Genomic DNA, 20,889 nt, shown 5'->3' on the forward strand with positions numbered 1-20,889 from the left:
AGGACACAGTGACCAGGGCGGGTTCCGCACAGCCGAACGGATCGAAACCACAAGGCGGTTCCGGTTCACAGGGCAATTTCGCTTGGCTCATCACCGATTTCGTGCATCGGGTTCCCGGTGCGGCGCACGCCGTCGTCGTCTCGGCCGACGGCCTGCTGCTCGCCGCTTCGAAGGGGCTGCCGAAGGACAGAGCCGACCAGCTGGCCGCGGTCGCCTCGGGCCTGACCAGCCTCGCGCGGGGCGCGGCTCAGGTCTTCGAGGGTGGCACGGTGGCGCAGACCGTGGTCGAGATGGCCAACGGTTTCCTGTTCCTGATGTCGGTATCGGACGGTTCGTGCCTCGCGGTGCTCGGTTCGCCGGACAGCGATATCGGCTTGGTGGTGTACGAGATGACGCTGCTGGTCGACCGGGTCGGTCAGCAGATGACACCTGAGCTGCGTGCGCAACTACAGGGCGCGGTTCGACGGTGACGCCAGGCGGCGTCGGGCACTGAGGAGAGGAATGTGGACTCAGGGCGTTCGCGGAGCGGGCGATGGCTCGATGACCAGACCGGCCCGTGGCCTGGAGAGGCCGACAACGAGCGGGCCGGTGGCAGGCGTGCCCGTCGCAGGGCTGCCCGGGTGGCAGACGTCGAGGCGGAGCGAGCTCAGGTCATGGTGAACGAGGACTGGCTACACCATCCGGATCACGGAACGGGCCGTGATCCGGCGGAGTTCGACGTGACGGACTTCCGGGATCGCCTGCTCAGCGGGCCGAACTCGGAGCTTTACGGTGTCTCCAGCGGCAGGGACGCCTACGGTGCGGAAACCGGTGAGTTCACCGCGTTCGACGAACGCCCCGCCGAGTCCTCGGCGGAGCTGTCGTACCCGTCGATGCCCTCGTTTCCCTCGTTGCCGAGGCAGGCTGACGGGGAGTACCAGGAGGAGACCTCCTCCGGGCTGGTGCGGCCGTACTTCCGCACCCGCGGCCGGACAAGGCCGAGTTACGACCTCGCGATCGAGGCGCTCGTGCAGACGAGTGAGCGGGGCAGGGTGCTCGAGCGGGTCCGGGTACCGGAACACCGCTCCATCTGCGATCTGTGCCTGGACACTCGCTCGGTCGCCGAGGTAGCCGCGCTGCTGCGATTGCCGCTCGGCGTGGTGCGGGTCCTGGTTGGTGATGTTGCTGGTCTCGGGCTGGTTCTCGTGCATTCCGCGAACACCGCGGTGGGCGACCGGCCGAGTATCGAGTTCATGGAGAGGGTGCTCAGTGGGCTTCGGAGAATTTGACTCCGACGCGAACACGTCGGCGGCGGCGGGACCGACCTCATCGGCCAAGATCGTGGTGGCGGGCGGGTTTGGCGTCGGCAAGACCACGCTCGTCGGTGCGGTCTCCGAGATCGACCCGCTGACCACGGAGGCCTCGATGACCGAGGCCAGCGTCTCGGTCGACGACGTGTCGGCCACCCCGAACAAGACGACGACCACCGTCGCCATGGACTTCGGCCGGATCTCGCTGGACTCCGACCTGGTCCTGTACGTGTTCGGTACGCCGGGCCAGCACCGGTTCTGGTTCATGTGGGACGACCTGACACTCGGCGCCATCGGCGCGGTCGTGCTGGTGGACACCCGGCGCCTTTCGGACGCCTTCCCCTCGATCGACTTCTTCGAGAACCGGAAGTTGCCCTATGTCGTGGCCATCAACTGCTTCGATCGTCTGCTGCACCATCAGATCGAGGACGTACGACATGCGTTGACGATTTCCAACTCGGTGCCGATCATGGCCTGTGACGCGCGGGACCGGGATTCGGCGAAGCAGGTGCTGATCTCGGTGGTGCAGCACGCGATCGCTCACGACTCCGCGCTGCAGGCAGGCTGAGCGGAAAGTGGTCTAGATCTCCTTTCGGGTGCCGCCGTTGGGGTGAACTCCGCCAAGATCACATATTCGTGGTGGAGGTGGCTCCGGTCCGTCTTTTCGGTCATCCCGGTCGGGTGACCACACGTACGGCGATGCCCGGTGGTCGGACCCATCCGGTATTGGTGACCTGCTGATTCGTCTTCCGGGGTGCTTTGGGCGCTCTACCTGTCCCAGTATTCGGACACCAACGAGGGACGCGGACCGCGCTGGGCCGTGTACCGAGGGTGGTGGACGCGGCCAGGTGAGCAGGCTCGACAGGCTCGACAGGGCGAATAGTCTTGCGCCTGGAATCCCAAACCGGGTAGCAGGAGGGACAGTGACGGCTTTCGCCCAGCAATCGGGCAGTTTCGGCTGGCTCATCACCGACTTCGTGCGCCGGGTTCCCGGTGCCGCCCACGCGGTGGTCGTGTCGGCCGACGGACTGCTGCTGGCCGGATCCGACGGGTTGCCGCAGGACCGGGCCGAGCAACTGTCAGCCGTGGCATCCGGGCTGATCAGCCTCACGCAGGGTGCCGCACGGTGCTTCGAGGCGGGGCAGGTGAACCAGACCGTCGTGGAGATGGACCGTGGCTACCTGTTCCTGATGTCCATCAGTGATGGCTCCTGTCTTTCCGTGCTCGCCGCCCCGACCAGTGACATCGGCACGGTCGCCTACGAGATGACATTGCTGGTGGAACGAGTCGGCGAGCAGATGACGCCGGAGTTGCGTGCACAACTCCAGGGCGGTGTGCGGTAGCCGGATGAGATCACCGCGACGGGATCGGTACCGCTCCATGGTGCGGCCGTACACCCGAACAGGAGGACGCACGCGGCCCGGCCGCGACCTCGCGATGGAGGCATTGGTCTCAACCAGTGAGAGTGGTCGCTGTGGTGAAGCCCGCTCCGTCGAGCACAAAGGCATCTGCGACCTTTGCGTGGAGACCAGGTCGGTCGCCGAGGTTGCCGCGCACCTCGGCCTGCCGCTCGGCGTGGTGAAGGTGCTCGTCGGCGACCTCGCGGAGGCAGGCCTCGTGCGGATCCAGGAACCGAGCCTGCTCTTCGGCGACCGCACGTCGCTGGAGTTCATGGAGCGCGTCCTCGACGGCCTCCGCGCCCTCTGACCCCGCCCCCCAACCGCACTTTCCCGGGAAAGCGCGGTAAGCGGCGTGTGCAAGTACCGCGCTTTCCCGGGAAAGTGCGATGGCAGGCGTGTGCAAGTACCGCGCTTTCCCGGGAAAGTGCGATGTTGGGGCGGGGGGGGGCGTGGTGGGCTACTCGGGCTCTACCAGGGCTGCGGAGGTGATTCGATGCAGTGGGTAGCGCTCGTTCTCGGCACTCTCGAGCACGCCACCACCCACCCGCACCGGGGTGACCACTCGCTGGCTCGCGGTGCCGTGTGAGTCGACGAACCCGATCCACACCTCGCGCTGTTCCCTGGTCGCCCGGCTCAGCAACGCGAGCGTGGCCGAGGTGTCCGAACCTCCGCCCCTCGGCAGTCGCACCACGTCACCGCGGCGGCTCGACGCGGCACGGTCGCCCGCGCGAAGGTGGGTCAGCACGGCGGACAGCTGTTCCGAGCTGATCGTGGTCGGTTCGGCCACCACCGGCCTGGCCCGGCCCCGCGTGCGCGCCGCGACCCTTCTTCCGCTGGGCCGCAGGTCGAGTACGCGCCCGTCCGGGCCTTCGGCGGCCGGCGCGAACCCCGCCGCCCGCAGTGCGTCCATCACCTCGGCCAGCGGGTGAGAGCTGATGAGCACGGTCGGCGCGATCTTGCGCAGGTCCAGATCCGTAGCCGCCGAATGCCCGAGGACCTCCGCGATGAGCACCTCGTCGTCACAGCGCAGGAACGAGCCGGCCGCTCCACCGCGCAATCGTCCGTGCCTGCGTGCCACGTCGTCGATCAGGTAGGAAAGCGATTGCGGGACCGGGGTGGCCGATCGCTTACGGAACAGCTCGTGCAACTCGGCCGCGGTGCGACCGGTGTCCAGCGCCCGGCGCACGGAGACCTCGGTGACGCGGTAGACCGTGGCATGCCCGGATGACTCGACGTCGGCCACGGCGGCGAGTTCGGTGGCCAGGTCCTGCTCGAGCGGTCCTGGTGCGACCACGGTCAGGTCCGCCTGCACGAGGACGTGATCGACCGGATCGGGCAGAGCGTCGACCATCGCGCCGACGGCGCCCGGCCGGTCCCCGTCCAGCAGCGCACTCGCGGCGCTGCTCAGCGCCCCGAGCGCGATGGCCCCCATCGCTGCTGCCTCGGCCATGGTCCAGCGGACGATCTCGTCGCGCAGCCTGCCGCCGTGGCGGGGCGCGCGCCAGGCCAGCAGTGAGACGAACTCCTCGGTGCTCTTCACCCCCGTGCCGGGCCCGAGTGCGGCGAGCGCGTCGAGCACCCGCCTGCGGCCGGATGGGGCAAGGGGTCTGCGCAGGTCCTCAGAAAGGGGTGCCATCGCCTTGTCCCGCGAGTCCTTGCGGCCCGCGAGGCCAGGCAGCCGGGGCAGGTCCAGCCACGCCTGCGCCAGCGTCACCCAGCGCTGTGCCGGGGCGGAGGCGAGCCAGGAGTCGGTCAGCGTCGTCGGTACCCATTCCGGGTTGCTTTCCTGGCTGTCAGCCACCAGGCCCGCCCCCACGGCGAGTTCGGCCAGCAGTACCGCCCGCGACTCCTCGACCTCGAAGTCCTTCGCCAGCCTGCGGATCTCGCGGACGCCGAGACCGCCCGCCTTCAGCACCGGCGGGGGCTGAGCCGACCACGCGTGCAGCAGGGTTTCCATCTGCCGCAGGAACTCCATCGCCTCGCCAGCCGCGGCGGCGTCCACGCCGGACTGCCGGTGCGGATTGGTCGGCAGCGCAGGTTCGTCCAGGGAGCCCGGCCGGAAAACGCCACCGCGCAGTGCCATGCCGAGCTCCCGTGGCAGCTCCACCGTCCGGTCGTCGCGCCGGATCAGCAGGCCACGGGCCAGCAACCGCTGCACGGGGGTGTCGGCGTGTTCCAGCGGCACCTCGACGGCCGCGTCCTTGGTCTGTCCGATCGGCGGACCCGCGGCGAGGGCCTCCAGCAGCGCGCGCTCGTCGTTGCCGACCTCCGCGATCGCGGCTGAAAGGTCGGTGCAGGCGAGCGTGGGCAGCGAGCCGCCGAGGCCTGCGGGATAGGGGCCGAAGACCTCCCTGGCCCCTGGGGCGACCCTGACCGAATCGTGCCCGCCCCAGGCGAGAGCGCGCGAGCGCAGCAGCTCCAGCGAGTCGTGCACGCCGGTGCCGAGCAGTTCGGCGAGCCGGGCCTCGGTGATCGGCTCGGTGTCGGCCTCGGCGACCAGCAGGGCTTCCAGGGTCGCCAGGGTGAACGTGTCGAGGCTCTCGCAGGCACGGGCGACCGACCCAGGGGTGGCGGCCCGGGTGGCGAGCACGGTGGAGTCGGCTGGCGGCGGCGTGGCCAGATCACGCCGGGAGCGCAGCAGCGTGGCCAGCGACTCGTCGGAGGCCGAGCGCAGCCAGTCCGCAAGAGAGGTCGCGGGCATCGGGTTCCAGCCTACCTGGGTGCTCGCCCCCGAGCGCTGGTCAGGCACACTGTTGCGGACAGCAGGAACGTGTTCTGGAGGACGACGTGGCCAAGGCCGACAACGGTAAGCAGGAGCGCATCGATCCCACCTGGCCGAAAGTTCCGGAGGGGGAGCACCCGGTGTCGGAGCTGGCAGCCGACCGGCAGGGCGCGCTCTCGCCTTTCGGTGACATGGCCTTCCCGCTGGAATCGGTCCCCTACGTGCACCCCGAGACCGAGATCAACCGCTGATGACCAGGGACGTTGTTACTGGTCAGTCACCGGAGTAGGTGCCAGGTGACCGGCGGCACAGCGTTAGGGTTCCCCCAGTCCACACACGCGTCTCTGCGGGGGTATTCGCATGCCGGTTCCCGGTCCCGGTTACTCGATCACTGTCCGGGTGGAAGCACCGTCGTCGTCCAACGCCGCGGGTGACCTCACCACCGCCGTCGGACAGGTGGGCGGCGTGCTCACCGCGTTCGACGTGGTGGACTCCCACCCCGATGCGATCGTCGTCGACATCAGCGCGAACGTGCTCTCAGCTGAGCACGCCGACGACATCACCGCCGCGCTGGACGCCCTGCCCGGCGTCCGGGTGCGCAAGGTCTCCGACCGGACGTTCCTGATCCACCTCGGTGGCAAGATCGAGGTCACGCCCAAGGTCGCGCTGCGCAACCGTGACGACCTCTCCCGCGCCTACACCCCCGGTGTCGCCAGGGTCTGCCGCGCGATCGCCGCGAATCCCGAGGACGCCCGCAGGCTGACCATCAAGCGCAACACCGTCGCCGTGGTCACCGACGGCACCGCCGTTCTGGGCCTCGGCAACATAGGACCGGCCGCCGCACTGCCCGTGATGGAGGGCAAGGCGGCACTGTTCAAGAAGTTCGCCGACGTCGACGCCTGGCCGGTGTGCCTGGACACCCAGGACACCGAGGAGATCATCCGGATCGTCCGCGCACTGGCGCCGGTGTACGCCGGGATCAACCTCGAGGACATCGCCGCACCGCGCTGCTTCGAGATCGAAGCCAGGCTGCGCGAACAGCTCGACATCCCCGTGTTCCACGACGACCAGCACGGCACGGCGATCGTCGTCGTCGCCGCGCTGCGCAACGCGCTCCGGGTGGTCGGCAAGCCGATCGAGGAGTGCAAGATCGTCGTCAGCGGTGTCGGTGCGGCCGGCTCCGCCATCATCCGCCTGCTGCTGCGCAAGAACCCGGCCGACATCGTCGCCGCCGACATCGACGGCATCGTGCACACCGGCAGGCCGAACCTCGACGACAACCTCCGGCAGATCGCGGCGGCCACGAACCGTGACGGGATGTCCGGGACTCTGAACGACGCGCTTGTCGGTGCGGACGTGTTCATCGGGGTGTCGGCCCCCAACCTGTTCGGTGCGGACGAGGTCGCCACGATGGCCGACGACGCCGTGGTCTTCGCGCTGGCGAACCCGGATCCGGAGATCGACCCGCTGGAGGCGCAGCGCCACGCGGCGGTCGTGGCCACCGGCCGCAGTGACTACCCGAACCAGATCAACAACGTCCTCGCGTTCCCCGGCGTCTTCCGTGGGCTGCTCGACGCGCACGCCCACCACATCGACGACGAGATGCTGCTGGCCGCCGCCAATGCCATCGCCGATGTAGTGGATTCCGACCGGCTCAACGCCTCCTACATCGTGCCGAGCGTGTTCGACACCGCCGTCGCTCCCGCGGTCGCCGAGGCGGTCCGCGACGCGGTACGCGAGCAGCGCGGCGAATCCGAGTAGTCAGCCGGCCGTCTACTCCGTCAGCGAAGCCACCAGGCCGTCGACGTGCCCGACGGTGAAATCGCCGGAGGGCTCGTTCCGAAGCAGGAAATGCCAGGCGAACACCGGGCCGAGCAGCTGCGCGTGCACGATGTCGACGGTGGGACGAGTGGGCAGCTCGCCCCTGGCGACCGCACGATCCAGTAGCTCGGCCAGGCACTCCTGCTGGCGTGCGATGAACCTCTGCCGAAACCGTGCCGCGAGGCCTGGATCCGCGGTGACGTCGGCGAGCAGGGCAGGAACGGCCGCCGCGGCGGCAGGATTGGCGAGTTGGGCCACGATCTCGTCGAGCAGCGCCGACAGATCGCCGCGTAACGAGCCGCTGTCCGGCGGGGCCACGATGTCTTCGTCGTGCACGACGGAGGCGAAGACCATCTCCTGTCTGCTCGCGTAGCGGCGGTAGATGGCGGCCTTACCGATCCCGGCCCGTGCGGCCACGGCGTCCACGGTGAGCCGGGCGTAGCCATGCTCCACCAGTAACTCGCGGGTGGCGGTCACGATCGCGTGGTCCACCCGGCTGTCTCGCTTGCGACCGAGCCGTTGCTTCTCCGACCTCATGCTGCCACTATACGGAACGACAAGTTCCGGAACGGTTGGTTCCGTATATTGGGAGGTCTCATGACTCTGCTGGCCGGAAGGCTTCTGCTGGTTCTCGGAGTGCTGCACATGGCCGTTGCGATGGTCCTGAGCTGGGAGCAGGTGCCGGGATGGGTCCGCGGTGATCTCCGGTTCGCGCAAGGCGGACCGAGTATGAACGAGAGCACCGGTTGGTTCTGGATGAGCCTCGGCAGTTTCGCCGTGCCTCTGCTGGCGCTCGGTGCGTTGATCATCGCCTGCGCTCGTCGAAGGCAGACGGTTCCGGCTTCCGTCGGCTGGGGGATCGGCGTATGGGGCCTGGTGAGCGCGGCGGTCCTGGAGCCAACGCCGTTCTTGTTGCTGCTCGTACCGGCGACACTGATCGTTCTTGGCGCGCGGCGGCCGAGGGCGAACGGAGTGGGGGCAGCGGACGAATCGGCCAGGACTACTGTGAGTCCGTGAGTGAACTCAGCCACCTCGACGAAGCGGGTGCCGCTCGCATGGTCGACGTTTCCAGTAAGACGGCGAGCAGCCGGAGCGCGATGGCCACCGGCCTCGTGCGCACGACCACCGAGGTGATCGGGCTGCTGTCAGCGAACGGACTGCCCAAGGGCGACGCACTCGCGACAGCCAGGATCGCGGGCATCATGGGCGCGAAGCGCACTCCCGACCTCATCCCGCTGTGTCACCAGATCGCGCTTTCCGGTGTCGACGTGACCTTTGAGCTGGGTGAGCGTGAGGTCCGGATAGCCGCGACCGCGAAGACCACCGATCGGACCGGCGTGGAGATGGAAGCCCTCACGGCCGTCGCGGTCGCCGGGCTCACCGTGCACGACATGATCAAGGCGGTCGACCCCGCGGCCACGCTGGACGGGGTGCGGCTGGAAACCAAGAAGGGCGGCAAGGCGGGCGACTGGCGCCGCCCGGAGGACCGGGAGGAATCGTCGTGAGCCGTACCGCGAGGGTCATCGTCGCGTCCAACCGCGCGGCGGGTGGCGTCTACCCGGACCGGACGGGACCCGTCATCGCCGAGTGGCTCGCGCAACGCTCCTTCGAGGTGGCCGAACCGCTCGTCGTCGGGGACGGCGATCCCGTGGGCCTGGCGTTGCGGGAGTGCCTCGAGGCCGGCCCGCAGGTCATCATCACCACCGGGGGCACCGGGATCTCGCCGACCGACCGGACGCCGGAGGCGACCGCGCCGCTGCTGGACTACCAGCTGCCGGGCGTGGCGGACGCCGTGCGGGACGCGGGCCGTGACAAGGTGCCGACGGCGGTGCTGTCGCGGGGCCTGGCCGGGGTGGCAGGCCGGACCCTCGTTGTGAACCTGCCTGGCTCCAAGGGGGGAGTGCGGGACGGTCTGCAGGTACTGGACGAGATTCTGGACCACGCCGTGGACCAGCTCGCCGGTGGCGACCACGTTCACTCGGGCACCGGTGCACAGCATGAACTGGCCGAACAGGCAGGCAACGTCGCTGTCCGGGTCGAACTCGCCCAGGTGACCGAGTCCCCGCTGTCCGTCGAGGAGCATGCGTCGATGGTCGACGATCGGGCCGCGGGTGCCGTGGTGACCTTCGGCGGCGTGGTCCGCGATCACGACGGCGGCAAGTCGGTGACCTCGCTGTACTACGAGGGCCATCCGAGTGCGGGCGAGGTGCTTGCCGGGGTCGTCAACGAGGTCGCGGGCAGGCGACCGGGCGTACGTGCCGTGGCCGTCAGCCATCGGCTGGGCGCCTTGGACATCGGTGATGTCGCACTCGCCTGCGCGGTGGCAGCCGAGCATCGGGCAGCGGCGTTCGAGGCCTGCGCCGAACTCGTCGACGAGGTCAAGGCGCGGCTACCGGTGTGGAAGCACCAGCACTTCACCGATGGCACCGACGAATGGGTCAATTCCCCCTGATTGTGGCTTCGCGTAGCTGATCGTGGTGTGAAGCGGAAGGCCCCACCGCCCGGGGGATATGCGGTGGGGCCCACTCGCCTCGGCTAGCCGAAGATCACTTGGTGGCGATCTTCTGGCCGACCACGATGTAGTCCGGGTTCGAGATGAACTCGGAGTTCAGCTCGTGCAGCTGCTGGTAGCCGCCCTTGACGTCCAGCTCGTTGGCGATCTTGGTCAGCGTGTCGCCGGACTCGACGGTGTAGTCACCATCGGGGTTGGACTTCGCCGTACCGCTCAGCGCCGGAGCAACCTGCTTCGGGGCGGGAGCGCTCTGCTCCTTCACGGTGGGAGCGCTGCGGGGCTCCTCCGCCTTCTGTGATCCCTGGGTGTTCGTGCCCTGGTAGCTGCCAGAGGCACCGGCCTTCTGACCGCACACCGGCCATGCGCCGATGCCCTGGCCCTGCAGCACGTTCTCGGCAACGCGGATCTGCTCGGCGCGCGACGCGTTGTGCGCGCTGCCAGTGCCGCCGTAGGCCTTCCAGGTGCTGTCCTTGAACTGGAGCCCGCCGGAGTAACCGTTACCGGTGTTGATGCTCCAGTTGCCGCCGCTCTCGCACTGGGCGACGGCGTCCCAGTTGACGTCGGATGCCTGCGCGGGGGTCGCAGCGATCGCCAGCGGGGCACCTACCGCCAGGCCCGCAACAGCCACGCGAGCGATGTGACGGGAGGCAGCGGAGGTCTTGCGGTGTTTGCCACGGTAAGTCATTGCGACTCGATCTCATCTTCCGCGCCTGCGGATCGTGCAGAGGTCAGGCCACGTGGACCTGGCCGGGCCGTTCGTCTGGCCGGCCGACGGCTCCGGTGCACGCACCGGCTCCGCCCCCTCGTGCCCCTGTCCGGAAGTTTTCTTTCGCTCGGGGTTTGGGTCCAGGATCCCGTCGGACAGGGCACGGCGCCACGGAATCCTGGTCTTGCTCTGGTCGGTCGGGGCCAACCGAGAAGCGACGGTACGTAACGACGAGCGTGATCGGAAATTATTCTGGACGTGTCCTACGTCACAGTAACGGCACGCAACCTATAACGATCCTGCACTTTTCGCAGGTCAGAGCTCCGTTATCTAGCCGTTTCCTAGTCGAGATATTTCACCCATAGTGAGGTCTGGGTCACGTCGTTTTGCTGCGACTGGGCCGTTCGCGCACTACATTCAGACCGTGTGTTCCAGGCCGGAGAAGGTGCGTGAGCGGACGCGCGAAGGGCACGGACATGATCCACTTCGGGCATCATCGACCATGCGAGCAACCGCAGGGTAAACACCGTATCTATACGGGCTCACGACTCCGCGAACCCCGGTTCACGCCGCGATTCGGCCGGGCGCTCCGGCGGCTCTCGTCCCGATTTTTCAGCCTCCCGCGAACGGAGGCAGCACATCGAGCTCCCCGCCGTCCGGCAGCGGCCTCGCGGTGTCGCGGACCGCTACGCCGTCCAGCAGGAAGCCGGCCGCCTCCAGGATGCGGGGCAGGCCTTCGGGGTGGCGTTCGCGCAGTGCGGCCACCGCGTCTGCCACGGTCGCTGCCGAGTGCAGGTGCAGGGTCTCCTCCTCCACCCCGGCCGCCGCGCGCGCCGAAGCGAAGAAACGGACGAGCAGGGTGGTGGTGCCGTGTTCGACGACCGGGGGAGCGAAAGCCCGCCCCGGGCCGGCAGAGCCGCTCATGCTCAGCCTCCGATCGCGCTCATCGGCCGGATGGGCTGGGCGAAACCGGATTCGTTGATCTCGTGTCCCGGCAGTTTGGCCCACATGGTGTCCCGCCAGGCCTTGGCGATGTCCTCGTCGCTGGCGCCCGTACGCAGCAGTCGCCGCAGGTCGGTTTCCTCGGAACTGAACAGGCAGGAACGGATGGCGCCGTCCGCGGTGAGCCGGGTGCGCTCGCAGGCCGCGCAGAACGGCCGGGTGACCGATGCGATCACTCCCACCTCGGCAGGGCCACCGTTGACCAGCCAGCGCTCGGCGGGCGCGCCTCCGCGCTCCTTCTTGCTCGGCTCCAGGGTGTATTCGGTCCGCAGGAGTCCGAGGATCTCCTCGGCGGTGATCATCTCGCCGCGGTTCCAGCCGTGCTGGGCGTCCAGCGGCATCTGCTCGATGAACCGCAGCTGGTAGCCGTTGTCGAGGCAGTAGCCGAGCAGTGGAACGGCCTCGTGCTCGTTCAGTCCGCGAATCAGCACGGCGTTGATCTTCACGGGATCCAGTCCCGCCTCCTTGGCCGCGGCGAGGCCGCTCAGCACGTGCGGCAGGCGGTCGCGCCGCGTGATCCGCTCGAACGTGCTGGGGTCGATGGAGTCGAGCGAGACGTTGATCCGGTCCAGACCGGCCTCGGCGAGTCCGGCCGCACGCTTGGCGAGGCCGATGGCGTTCGTGGTCATCGAAAGCCGGGGCCGGGGCCGCAGTGCCGAGACCGCACCGACCAGGCGTTCCAGGCCGGCGCGCAGGAGTGGCTCGCCACCGGTCAGGCGGATGTCGGTGACCCCGAGCCGTTCGACGGCCACGCGCAGCAGCCGGATCAGCTCGTCGTCGGACAACACCTCGTCACTCGGCATCCACTCGAGGCCGTCCTCCGGCATACAGTATGTACACCGCAGATTGCATTTGTCGGTCAGTGAGACGCGCAGGTCGGTCGCCACTCGGCCGTAGGTGTCCACGAGGGCGGGATTGTCTGGCCGGGGAGTGTTGCTGGCCGGTCCTTTGCCTGGAATCCGGGGCACACCGAGATCAACCGCTGTCATCTTTGCCAGCGTAATGCCGGATTCAACATGACGGCAGGTCTGCCGACCACGGGTTGGGAACGTATCCGCGCCGAGATCTTCGGCTGCCGAAGCGCTGCTATAGCAGATTCGACCGAGGCTACGGTAGAAATTCCGCATCTGCGGAGATAATCTCTGTTTTATGCCGCAGTTCCGTTTCTCCGAGGCCGCCCGCCTGCTCGGCGTCAGCGATGACACCGTGCGCAGATGGGTTCGCGCTGGACAGCTGTCCGCCCTGACGGATCAGGCAGGGCGCGGGGTCGTCGACGGCGCGGAACTGGCCGCGTTCGCCAGGAGCAACGCGGAGGATCCACATGATCCGTCCGGCATCGGCAGGTCTGCCCGTAATCGTTTCGTCGGTCTGGTGACCGAGGTGGTGGCGGACAAGGTCATGGCGAAGGTCGAGTTGCAGTGCGGAACGCACCGGCTGACCTCGCTGATGAGCTCGGACGCCGTCGACGAACTGGGACTCAAGCCGGGGGTGCTCGCCGTCGCCGTGGTCAAGGCGACGCATGTGGTGGTGGAGACGCCGGGGGGCACCCGATGAAGCGGGGGTTGGTCGTTCTGCTCGTCCCAGCGCTGTTCGCCACCGGGTGCGGCGCTCTTGCGGAGGGTGACCGCGGTGTCCCGCTGAACGTATTCGCGGCCGCGTCGCTGACCGAGTCGTTCGGCGCGCTGGAGCGCCGGTTCGAACAGGACAACCCCGACGTCGATGTCCGGTTGAACCTCGCGGGCTCGGCCACGCTCGCACAGCAGATCGTCGAGGGCGCGCCCGCCGACGTCTTCGCGGCGGCCGATGTCGCCACGATGAACACCGTTGTGGACTCGGGACGCACCGGCGGACAGCCCGAAAGCTTCGCGACGAACGCCCTCACCATCGTGGTTCCCCCTGGAAATCCGGCCGGGGTGCGTACGCTCGACGACCTGGCGCGGCCAGGCCGCGTCGTTGTGGTGTGCGCGCCGGAGGTCCCCTGCGGTGCGGCGACACAGGAGATGGAGCGCGCCGCGGACGTCGAATTGACACCGGCCAGCGAGGAGCAGGATGTCAAGGCGGTACTGAACAAGGTCGTCGCGGGTGAGGCCGACGCGGGGATCGTCTATGTCAGCGATGCCTTCGCCGCGGGGGCCCAGGTCGAGTCCGTCGCCGTCGAGGAAGCGGCAACGGCGGTCAACACCTACTCGATCGCCACCGTGCGGTCCTCGTCTCAGGCGGAGGTGGCCAGGCGCTTCACCCAGTTCGTGCTCGGAGCGGCAGGCCGCGAGGAACTGGGCAGGGTGGGCTTTGGCGCGCCCTGACCCTCGGATGCGGACCGGTGTTCCCCGCGCGCTCTGGGTGCCGGCCGTGGTCGCGCTCGCGCTGGTGTTGCTGCCGGTGGCGGGCCTTGTCGTCCGCACCGACCTGACCCGGCTGCCGGAACTGATCACCGCTCCGGCGGCGCTTCGAGCACTGGACCTTTCGCTGACCACCGCCGCGATGTCCACCGTGCTCTGCGTGTTGCTCGGCGTGCCACTGGCCGTTGTGCTGGCGCGAACGCGGGCGCGCGGGGTCAGGGTGCTGCGTGCGGTGGTGCTGCTGCCATTGGTGCTGCCACCCGTGGTGGGTGGGCTCGCGCTGCTGTACCTATTGGGCCGCAACGGTTTTCTCGGCTACCTACTGGATGTGACCGCAGGGGTACGCCTGCCGTTCACCACCGCGGCGGTCGTGATCGCACAGACCTTTGTCGCGATGCCCTTTCTCGTGGTGAGTCTGGAAGGTGCATTACGCGGCGGTGGCGACGCCTATGAGCGGGTCGCGGCGACCCTCGGAGCCCGGCCGTGGACGGTTTTCCGCCGGGTGACCCTGCCGCTGCTGCTTCCCGCGCTCGGCTCGGGTGTCGTGCTCAGCTTCGCCAGGGCGCTCGGCGAGTTCGGTGCGACGATCACCTTCGCCGGCAGCCTCGAGGGCGTCACCCGGACTCTTCCCCTTGAGGTCTACACCCAGTCACAGGCCGACGTGGACAGTGCGATCGCCCTGTCGTTGTTGCTGATCGTGGTGGCTGTCCTGGTGATCGCCGTCGCACGGCCGAGGGCACTGGAGGGTGTGCACTCGGGCGGGGGAGGCCGCGGGTGAGCGCCGTGTACGCGGAGCTGTCGCTACGCCAGGGCGGCTTCCAGTTGGAGGTCACACTCGAGGTCCCGGCAGGTTCGGTGCTGGCGATCCTCGGACCAAACGGCTCCGGCAAGTCCACTGTGCTCGGTTGCCTGGCCGGGTTGTTGACCCCGGAACGCGGCTCCGTCACCGTGAATGGGCGAGTGTTGACCGACGTGCGGCAGCGTGTGCTGGTGCCGCCCGAGTCAAGGCACGTCGGCCTGCTGGCGCAGGATCCGCTGCTCTTCCCGCATCTGTCCGTGCTCGACAACGTCGCCTTCGCGCCCCGCTCCCTCGGGGTGGGCAGGAGAGCCGCTCGGGAACGCGCACTGCACTGGCTTTCAGAGGTGGACGCGACGGATCTCGCCGGTCGCAGGCCCGCACAGCTCTCCGGCGGCCAAGCACAACGGGTGGCGGTCGCAAGGGCGCTGGCGGGTGAACCGGGATTGTTACTGCTGGACGAGCCGCTTGCCGCACTCGACGTTGACGCGGCGCCCGCGATCCGTGGCCTGTTGCGCAGGGTGCTGCGTTCACCCGGCGACGCGCCCGCCGCCGTGCTGGTGACCCACGATCCGCTGGACGCGCTGTCACTCGCCGACCAGGTGGTGGTGCTCGCCGAAGGCCGGATCGTCGAGCAGGGCGCCACTCGCGACGTGCTCGCCGAGCCGCGTACACCGTTCACCGCGCGAATCGCGGGAGTCAACCTCGTCGGCGGCACGGCCGTGGCAGGCGGACTGCGAACGCGGACCGGGGAGCTGATCAGCGGCCTGCTCGCGGACGACGTCGCCGCAGGCGATCCTGCGGTCGCCGTGTTCGCCCCCGCCGCGGTGGCCGTCTACCCACCGTGGGCGGCGACCGGGGGCAGTCCGCGCAACACGGTGACGACTACCGTCGCGACCCTCCAGCCGCACGGTGACCTGGTCCGGCTGCACACGGCCGGGGACGGACAGTGGGCCGCCGGGCTGACCGCCGATCTGACCAGGGCGGCCGTCGCCGAGCTGGCACTCGAACCGGGCAACGAAGTCCGGCTGGTGGTCAAGACCACGATGGTGCGGGTGCATCCGGCCAGGTCCGTGCGGTAAGCGCGGAGGCCGTTGAGAGCGGTTCGGTGATCGCCGAAACAGCTACGCTCGGGGCCATGAGCGAGCCGCAGTGGAACTACCTGACCGACATGGACGGCGTGCTGGTGCACGAGGAACACCTGGTGCCGAGGGCGGATGAGTTCCTCGCCGAGTTGAGGTCGAACGGAATCAAGTTTCTGGTTCTGACGAACAACTCCATCTACACCCCGCGAGATCTGCGGGCCAGGCTGCAGCGGACCGGCCTGGACGTGCCGGAGGAGGCGATCTGGACCTCCGCGCTGGCCACTGCGAAGTTCCTCGACACGCAGCGGCCGAACGGGTCGGCGTTCGTCATCGGTGAGGCCGGGCTGACGACGGCGCTGCACGAGGCGGGCTACGTGCTCACCGACCGCGATCCGGACTACGTCGTACTCGGTGAGACCAGGACGTACAGTTTCACCGCGATCACCAAGGCGATCCGGCTGATCGAGGCGGGCGCGAAGTTCATCGCGACGAATCCCGACGCAACCGGACCCAGCCTGGAGGGCTCGCTGCCTGCCACCGGCTCTATCGCCGCGTTGATCGAAAGGGCGACCGGCCGCCAGCCCTACTACGTCGGAAAGCCGAACCCGTTGATGATGCGCTCGGCATTGCGCTCGCTCGGTGCGCACTCGGAGCACACCCTGATGATCGGCGATCGGATGGACACCGACATCCATTCGGGAATCGAGGCGGGCCTGCAGACGATTCTCGTCCTGACCGGGATCTCCACCAGGGAGTCCGCCGAGCGCTACCCTTACCGGCCGACGCTGGTGATCGACTCGGTCGCCGACCTGCTCGGGCGTAGCGGCGACCCGTTCCAGACGGCCTGACCCGGGGCGTTGCTGAGCCGGGGCTTATCGTCGGGGGGTGAGCGAGGAGCAGCAGCCAGGCGACGGTGCGGTGTCCACCTTCGTGGTCGGTGACGTGCACGGGCACCGGGACGAGCTCGCCGACGCCCTGCGTGAGCACCGCCTGCTGGACGAGGACGACAACTGGGCAGGCGGCGAGTCGCACCTGTGGTTCCTCGGCGACTTCGTGGATCGCGGGCCGGACGGTATCGGCGCCATCGACCTGGTGATGCGGCTACAGCAGCAGGCCGAGGAGGCGGGCGGATTCGTACAGACACTGCTCGGTAACCACGAGATCCTGCTACTCGGGATGTACCACTTCGGGGACACCGATGTGCCCTCCGACTTCGGTCCGCGCAGTTTCGCCCGTAGCTGGGAGATCAACGGCGGGCAGTTGTCCGACCTGGACCGGCTCAACGACGATCACGTGGAGTGGCTCTCCAACCGGCCACTGATCGCGCAAGCCGCCGACCACCTGCTGATGCACTCGGACACCCTCGAATACCTCGACTGGGGCGGTGACCCTGAGGAGATCAACGAGACCGTCCGCGAGATCCTCGCCAGTGACGACCTCATCCAGTGGTGGGAGGTCTGGCGGCGGATGACCACGCGGTACGCGTTCCGCGGCCCGAACGGGCCCGCGGTGGCCTCGGCGCTGCTCAAGCGCTTCGGCGGCACCCGGGTCGTGCACGGGCACAGCGTCATCGCCGATCAGCTCGGCATCCACCCGACCCAGATCGAGGAGCCGTACCTCTATGCGGGCGGCCAGGTGCTGGGCATCGACGGCGGGCTGTTCGTCGGCGGCCCCTGCCTGGTGATCCGCCTGCCCTGGTCCCCGACCGACTGAGCCTCGCGGGGGTTGCCCCGCGACTTTCGTCGGGGGCCGTTAACACCCACCGGCACGGTTGAGCTGCGGATTCGCCATTCCACACGGTTATCTGTGAAATCTCCACCATTGAGCCCCTCATGTGCTGCTGGCTAGCTTCGCCGCACACGAAAGTCCCCACGTGAGGAGTTCGACGTGTCCCGAAAGTTGTTCGCAGCCCTTGCGCTGCTGTTCTCTCTTGCGCTCGCTCAGCTGGTCGGCGGTCCGGTCGCGGTCGCGGCCGAACCGGGCACCGAACAGGTCCGGACGCTGTACTACGACTCCAGTGGTGCCGCGGAGTTCGTCAGTGCCGTGGACGCGGGCGCCCGGGTATGGAACGAGAGCGTCAGCAACGTCCGCCTCGTCAAGGGGCAGCCCGCGACCATCACCATCCGCGCCGACGACGGCTGGCCGAGGGCCTACGTGCAGCGGCTCGGGCAGGGCACCATCTATATGGGCAGGCAGGCCGTACGCGAAGGCCACGACGTCATCCGGATCGCCGCCCACGAACTCGGGCACATCCTGGGCCTGCCCGACCGCCGCACCGGGTTGTGCCAGGACCTGATGTCCGGCGCAAGCGCCGGCACGAGCTGCAAGAACCCCAACCCGAATGCCGCCGAGATCGCCGAGGTCGAGTCGAACTTCGGCCGGAGTCTGCGCAGCGCCGAGTCCTTCGCCGGCGTGTTCGCCGAGGGCGCGCCCGCCCTGGCCCGCCGATAGGCGAATGGGGCGGAACCGGATCAGACCAGCAGGTTGCCCTCGAACACCGTGACCGAGGCGCCGATCAGCCGCACCCGGTCGCCGTCCGGTACGGCCCGCACGATCCCGCCTCGCTGCGACGCCTGCTCGCCCACCAGTTCCGGCTTCGCCAAGCGTTCCGCCCAGAACGGGGCGAGTGTGCAGTGCGCCGAACCGGTCACCGGGTCCTCGTCGATGCCGACACGAGGCCCGAAGACGCGGCTGACGAAGTCGATGCCGTCCCGGTCGCCGGGGGCCGTGACGATCAGGGCCCTCGCGGCGATTCGGGAAACAGCCTCGATGTCGGGGCGCAGGTTCCGCACCTGCGCGGCATCGGCGACCTGGACGAGTACGTCGGAAACGCCCCGCCCGGTGTACTCGAGGTCCTCGGCGGTGAACCCGGGCAGCGCGGGGGAGACCTCCGCGAGTAGCGCGGGGTCGGCCTTCGGTGGATCGGCCGGGAAGTCCATTCGCACCCCGCCCTCGGCCGGAGTGCAGCGAAGCAGGCCACTGCGGGTGGTGAAGACCTGCTGCCCGCCGAGCACGTGAGCGGTGGCGAGGGTGGCGTGCCCGCACAGGTCGACCTCTGCGGTAGGGGTGAACCAGCGCAGCGGTTTCGGCGCGTCCTCGTCGACGGCGACCTGCACGAACGCCGTTTCCGAGTGCTTCAGCTCAGTGGCGACCGACTGCATCCAGGCCGGATCGGCCGGTTCGTCCAGCAGGACCACTCCAGCCGTGTTGCCCGCGAAGGCATCATTGGTGAAGGCATCGACCAAGTAGAGGCGCATGTCCCGACCCTAGCGAACCCTCCATCTGCAGATGGCCGATTTTCCGCCTGGTTCCTACACTCGCGGACGTAGTCGCGTGACCGCCGTCACGCCCTTTCTCGACGCTACTCGGAGGCGACATGCCACAGGCGCCCGCGGTTCCCAGCTACGCATCGGGAATCTCCGACGTGCCGCTGCTTGGCGACACGATCGGCGACAACTTCGATCGGACGGTGGCCGCCTTCGCGGACCGGGACGCGCTGGTCGATCGGGAAACGGGCAGGCGATGGAGCTACCGGGAACTGGCCGCTGAGGTCGACGCGCTGGCTCTGGGTCTCCTGGAGTCCGGTGTGGACAAAGGTGACCGGGTGGGCATCTGGGCACCCAACTGTGCGGAGTGGACGTTCACCCAGTACGCGACGGCCAAGATCGGCGCCATCCTGGTCAACATCAACCCCGCCTACCGTTCCCATGAGCTGGAGTTCGTGCTGAACCAGGCAGGCATCAGGGTGCTGGTGGCCGCGCCGTCCTTCAAGACGTCGGACTACGCCGCGATGATCGAGGACGTACGGCCTCGGTGCGCTGGGCTGGAGCGGGTGTTGCTGCTCGGCGGCGACGAGTGGCAGCAGGTGCTGGAACAGGGCAGGACGGCGGACGCTGAGCGGCTCGCCCTGGCACAGGCCGCGCTGAGTGCCGACGACCCGATCAACATCCAGTACACCTCGGGCACCACCGGCTTTCCCAAGGGCGCCACGCTGAGCCACCACAACATCCTGAACAACGGCTTCTTCGTCGGCGAACTCTGTGGGTACACCGAAGCCGACCGGGTCTGCATCCCGGTGCCCTTCTACCACTGCTTCGGCATGGTGATGGGCAATCTCGCCTGTACCAGCCACGGCAGCTGCATGGTGATCCCGGCGCCGTCGTTCGATCCGAAGGCCACCCTCGACGCGGTCGCCGCCGAGCAGTGCACCTCGCTGTACGGGGTGCCGACGATGTTCATCGCCGAACTCGCCGAACCGGGCTTCGCCGACTACGACCTGAGCAGCCTGCGCACCGGGATCATGGCCGGTTCGCCCTGCCCGGTCGAGGTGATGAAGCAGGTCATCGAGCAGATGGGCATGGCGGAGGTGTCGATCTGTTACGGGATGACCGAGACCTCGCCGGTCTCCACCCAGACCCGTGCCGACGACTCCGTCGACCGGCGCGTGTCCACAGTCGGGCGGGTCGGGCCACATATCGAGGTCAAGGTGGTGGACCCGGAAACCGGGCTCACGGTGCCGCGCGGCGAGCCGGGAGAGCTGTGCACGCGCGGCTACTCGGTGATGCTCGGCTACTGGGAACAGCCGGACAAGACCGCCGAGGCGATCGACCGGGCGCGCTGGATGCATACCGGTGATCTCGCGGTCATGGACGACGAGGGGTACGTCAACATCACCGGCCGGATCAAGGACATGGTGATCCGGGGCGGGGAGAACCTGTATCCGCGGGAGATCGAGGAGTTCCTCTACACCCATCCGGACATCCTCGACGCCCAGGTCGTCGGTGTACCGGATGCGAAGTACGGCGAGGAGCTGATGGCCTGGGTGCGCATGCGGGAGGGCGCGGAGGCGCTGTCCGCCGAAAGCCTGCGCGAGTTCTGCCACGGCAAGCTCGCGCACTACAAGATTCCCCGCTATGTGCACGTCGTCGACGAGTTCCCCATGACGGTGACCGGCAAGGTGCGCAAGGTGGAGATGCGGGAGAAATCGATCGATCTGCTGGGGCTGAACGGAGCGAGGAACGAGACGGAGCAGCCGAGGACCTAGTGCCGGGCCACACCAGGCCGAGTTCACGGGCGCGGGCACCGGCCTGGAAGCGGGACTCCGCGCCGAGGACGCCCATCAGTTCCGCCACGCGCCGCCGTAGGTCCGCAGGCCGAGGCCGAACGTGCGATCGCGGGCGGCACCGAACACAGGACGGCCACCGAGGTCGCGGCCGC

Annotated in this window: 24 protein-coding genes and 1 pseudogene; 18 read left to right on the plus strand and 7 right to left on the minus strand. The window is 68.5% G+C overall.

Features of this window, described 5'->3' with window-relative positions; genetic code table 11:
- The first annotated feature begins 8 nt into the window (after window positions 1–8).
- The 5 genes from D0C15_RS22050 to D0C15_RS22070 all read left to right on the plus strand — a co-directional run bounded on the left by D0C15_RS22050 (window position 9) and on the right by D0C15_RS22070 (window position 2,996).
- Window positions 9–470 (plus strand): roadblock/LC7 domain-containing protein, encoded by a 462-nt coding sequence (locus D0C15_RS22050; RefSeq protein WP_116048704.1) that lies wholly within the window; start codon window positions 9–11, stop codon window positions 468–470.
- A gap of 33 nt (window positions 471–503) precedes the next feature.
- The gene (locus D0C15_RS22055; protein ID WP_116048706.1) at window positions 504–1,268 is read left to right on the plus strand and encodes a DUF742 domain-containing protein; all 765 of its coding nucleotides are present in this window, start codon (window positions 504–506) and stop codon (window positions 1,266–1,268) included.
- On the plus strand, window positions 1,249–1,857 hold the full coding sequence (locus D0C15_RS22060; RefSeq protein WP_116048709.1) for a GTP-binding protein: 609 nt from the start codon (window positions 1,249–1,251) through the stop codon (window positions 1,855–1,857). The genes D0C15_RS22055 and D0C15_RS22060 overlap by 20 nt, the downstream gene beginning before the upstream one ends.
- A 355-nt stretch (window positions 1,858–2,212) precedes the next feature.
- Complete coding sequence (locus D0C15_RS22065; RefSeq protein ID WP_091679022.1) at window positions 2,213–2,632, plus strand: roadblock/LC7 domain-containing protein; 420 nt, start codon at window positions 2,213–2,215, stop codon at window positions 2,630–2,632.
- A gap of 37 nt (window positions 2,633–2,669) precedes the next feature.
- Window positions 2,670–2,996 (plus strand): DUF742 domain-containing protein, encoded by a 327-nt coding sequence (locus D0C15_RS22070; protein WP_245976114.1) that lies wholly within the window; start codon window positions 2,670–2,672, stop codon window positions 2,994–2,996.
- Between the two features lie 150 nt (window positions 2,997–3,146).
- Here D0C15_RS22070 and D0C15_RS22075 read toward each other — a convergent pair whose 3' ends face one another.
- A complete protein-coding gene (locus tag D0C15_RS22075; protein WP_116048714.1) occupies window positions 3,147–5,390 on the minus strand; it encodes a helicase-associated domain-containing protein in 2,244 nt (747 codons plus the stop codon).
- Between the two features lie 86 nt (window positions 5,391–5,476).
- On the opposite strand from D0C15_RS22075, the gene D0C15_RS22080 reads away from it, so the two are divergent.
- Both D0C15_RS22080 and D0C15_RS22085 read left to right on the plus strand, forming a co-directional pair.
- Complete coding sequence (locus tag D0C15_RS22080) at window positions 5,477–5,662, plus strand: hypothetical protein (RefSeq protein ID WP_116048717.1); 186 nt, start codon at window positions 5,477–5,479, stop codon at window positions 5,660–5,662.
- A gap of 109 nt (window positions 5,663–5,771) precedes the next feature.
- Complete coding sequence (locus tag D0C15_RS22085; RefSeq protein WP_116048720.1) at window positions 5,772–7,172, plus strand: NAD-dependent malic enzyme; 1,401 nt, start codon at window positions 5,772–5,774, stop codon at window positions 7,170–7,172.
- 12 nt (window positions 7,173–7,184) lie between these two features.
- On the opposite strand, the gene D0C15_RS22090 is transcribed toward D0C15_RS22085, so the two are convergent.
- A complete protein-coding gene (locus D0C15_RS22090) occupies window positions 7,185–7,769 on the minus strand; it encodes a TetR/AcrR family transcriptional regulator (RefSeq protein ID WP_211323297.1) in 585 nt (194 codons plus the stop codon).
- Window positions 7,770–7,829: 60 nt separating this feature from the next.
- Here D0C15_RS22090 and D0C15_RS22095 point away from each other — a divergent pair, with 60 nt between their 5' ends.
- Genes D0C15_RS22095 through D0C15_RS22105 form a run of 3 tightly spaced genes read left to right on the plus strand, consistent with a single transcriptional unit; the run spans window position 7,830 to window position 9,684 of the window.
- A complete protein-coding gene (locus tag D0C15_RS22095) occupies window positions 7,830–8,249 on the plus strand; it encodes a DUF6463 family protein (RefSeq protein WP_116048722.1) in 420 nt (139 codons plus the stop codon).
- A complete protein-coding gene (moaC, locus tag D0C15_RS22100; RefSeq protein ID WP_116048725.1) occupies window positions 8,246–8,737 on the plus strand; it encodes a cyclic pyranopterin monophosphate synthase MoaC in 492 nt (163 codons plus the stop codon). Before D0C15_RS22095 ends, moaC begins: the two co-directional genes overlap by 4 nt.
- Complete coding sequence (locus D0C15_RS22105) at window positions 8,734–9,684, plus strand: molybdenum cofactor biosynthesis protein MoaE (RefSeq protein WP_116048728.1); 951 nt, start codon at window positions 8,734–8,736, stop codon at window positions 9,682–9,684. The genes moaC and D0C15_RS22105 overlap by 4 nt, the downstream gene beginning before the upstream one ends.
- 94 nt (window positions 9,685–9,778) lie before the next feature.
- On the opposite strand, the gene D0C15_RS22110 is transcribed toward D0C15_RS22105, so the two are convergent.
- The 3 genes from D0C15_RS22110 to moaA form a co-directional block, all read right to left on the minus strand.
- Entirely contained in the window at window positions 9,779–10,429 is a 651-nt protein-coding gene (locus D0C15_RS22110) for a LysM peptidoglycan-binding domain-containing protein (RefSeq protein WP_116048731.1), read from the minus strand.
- Window positions 10,430–11,062: 633 nt separating this feature from the next.
- The gene (locus tag D0C15_RS22115; RefSeq protein WP_116048733.1) at window positions 11,063–11,374 is read right to left on the minus strand and encodes a MoaD/ThiS family protein; all 312 of its coding nucleotides are present in this window, start codon (window positions 11,372–11,374) and stop codon (window positions 11,063–11,065) included.
- A gap of 2 nt (window positions 11,375–11,376) precedes the next feature.
- Window positions 11,377–12,441 (minus strand): GTP 3',8-cyclase MoaA, encoded by a 1,065-nt coding sequence (gene moaA, locus D0C15_RS22120; RefSeq protein ID WP_116048735.1) that lies wholly within the window; start codon window positions 12,439–12,441, stop codon window positions 11,377–11,379.
- Between the two features lie 160 nt (window positions 12,442–12,601).
- Between moaA and D0C15_RS22125 the strand changes: the two genes are divergently transcribed.
- From D0C15_RS22125 to D0C15_RS22155, 7 genes are all read left to right on the plus strand, one after another.
- On the plus strand, window positions 12,602–13,006 hold the full coding sequence (locus D0C15_RS22125; protein WP_116048738.1) for a TOBE domain-containing protein: 405 nt from the start codon (window positions 12,602–12,604) through the stop codon (window positions 13,004–13,006).
- Window positions 13,003–13,755 carry a molybdate ABC transporter substrate-binding protein gene (modA, locus tag D0C15_RS22130; protein WP_116048741.1) on the plus strand — a complete coding sequence of 251 codons (753 nt, stop codon included), beginning with the start codon at window positions 13,003–13,005 and terminating at the stop codon, window positions 13,753–13,755. The genes D0C15_RS22125 and modA overlap by 4 nt, the downstream gene beginning before the upstream one ends.
- Before the next feature lie 7 nt (window positions 13,756–13,762).
- On the plus strand, window positions 13,763–14,569 hold the full coding sequence (locus D0C15_RS22135) for an ABC transporter permease (protein ID WP_116048743.1): 807 nt from the start codon (window positions 13,763–13,765) through the stop codon (window positions 14,567–14,569).
- The gene (locus tag D0C15_RS22140) at window positions 14,566–15,669 is read left to right on the plus strand and encodes a sulfate/molybdate ABC transporter ATP-binding protein (protein ID WP_116048746.1); all 1,104 of its coding nucleotides are present in this window, start codon (window positions 14,566–14,568) and stop codon (window positions 15,667–15,669) included. The genes D0C15_RS22135 and D0C15_RS22140 overlap by 4 nt, the downstream gene beginning before the upstream one ends.
- Before the next feature lie 56 nt (window positions 15,670–15,725).
- Window positions 15,726–16,520, plus strand: coding sequence for an HAD-IIA family hydrolase (locus tag D0C15_RS22145; protein ID WP_116048749.1), 795 nt, complete (start codon window positions 15,726–15,728; stop codon window positions 16,518–16,520).
- Between the two features lie 37 nt (window positions 16,521–16,557).
- A complete protein-coding gene (locus D0C15_RS22150; protein WP_245976110.1) occupies window positions 16,558–17,385 on the plus strand; it encodes a metallophosphoesterase in 828 nt (275 codons plus the stop codon).
- Window positions 17,386–17,559: 174 nt separating this feature from the next.
- Window positions 17,560–18,123: a snapalysin family zinc-dependent metalloprotease gene (locus tag D0C15_RS22155; protein WP_116048752.1), complete on the plus strand. Its 564-nt coding sequence runs from the start codon at window positions 17,560–17,562 to the stop codon at window positions 18,121–18,123.
- 20 nt (window positions 18,124–18,143) lie between these two features.
- Here the strand turns inward: D0C15_RS22155 and D0C15_RS22160 are convergent, their stop codons facing one another.
- Window positions 18,144–18,929: a PhzF family phenazine biosynthesis protein gene (locus D0C15_RS22160; protein WP_116048755.1), complete on the minus strand. Its 786-nt coding sequence runs from the start codon at window positions 18,927–18,929 to the stop codon at window positions 18,144–18,146.
- A 119-nt stretch (window positions 18,930–19,048) separates the two neighbouring features.
- On the opposite strand from D0C15_RS22160, the gene D0C15_RS22165 reads away from it, so the two are divergent.
- Entirely contained in the window at window positions 19,049–20,716 is a 1,668-nt protein-coding gene (locus D0C15_RS22165) for an AMP-binding protein (protein WP_116048757.1), read from the plus strand.
- Window positions 20,717–20,726: 10 nt separating this feature from the next.
- On the opposite strand, the pseudogene D0C15_RS35135 reads toward D0C15_RS22165, so the two are convergent.
- A pseudogene (locus D0C15_RS35135) lies at window positions 20,727–20,842 on the minus strand (DNA-binding response regulator); the annotation flags it as partial.
- Between the last annotated feature and the right edge of the window lie 47 nt (window positions 20,843–20,889).

Source organism: Amycolatopsis palatopharyngis, assembly GCF_003385185.1.
GTDB lineage: Bacteria > Actinomycetota > Actinomycetes > Mycobacteriales > Pseudonocardiaceae > Amycolatopsis > Amycolatopsis palatopharyngis.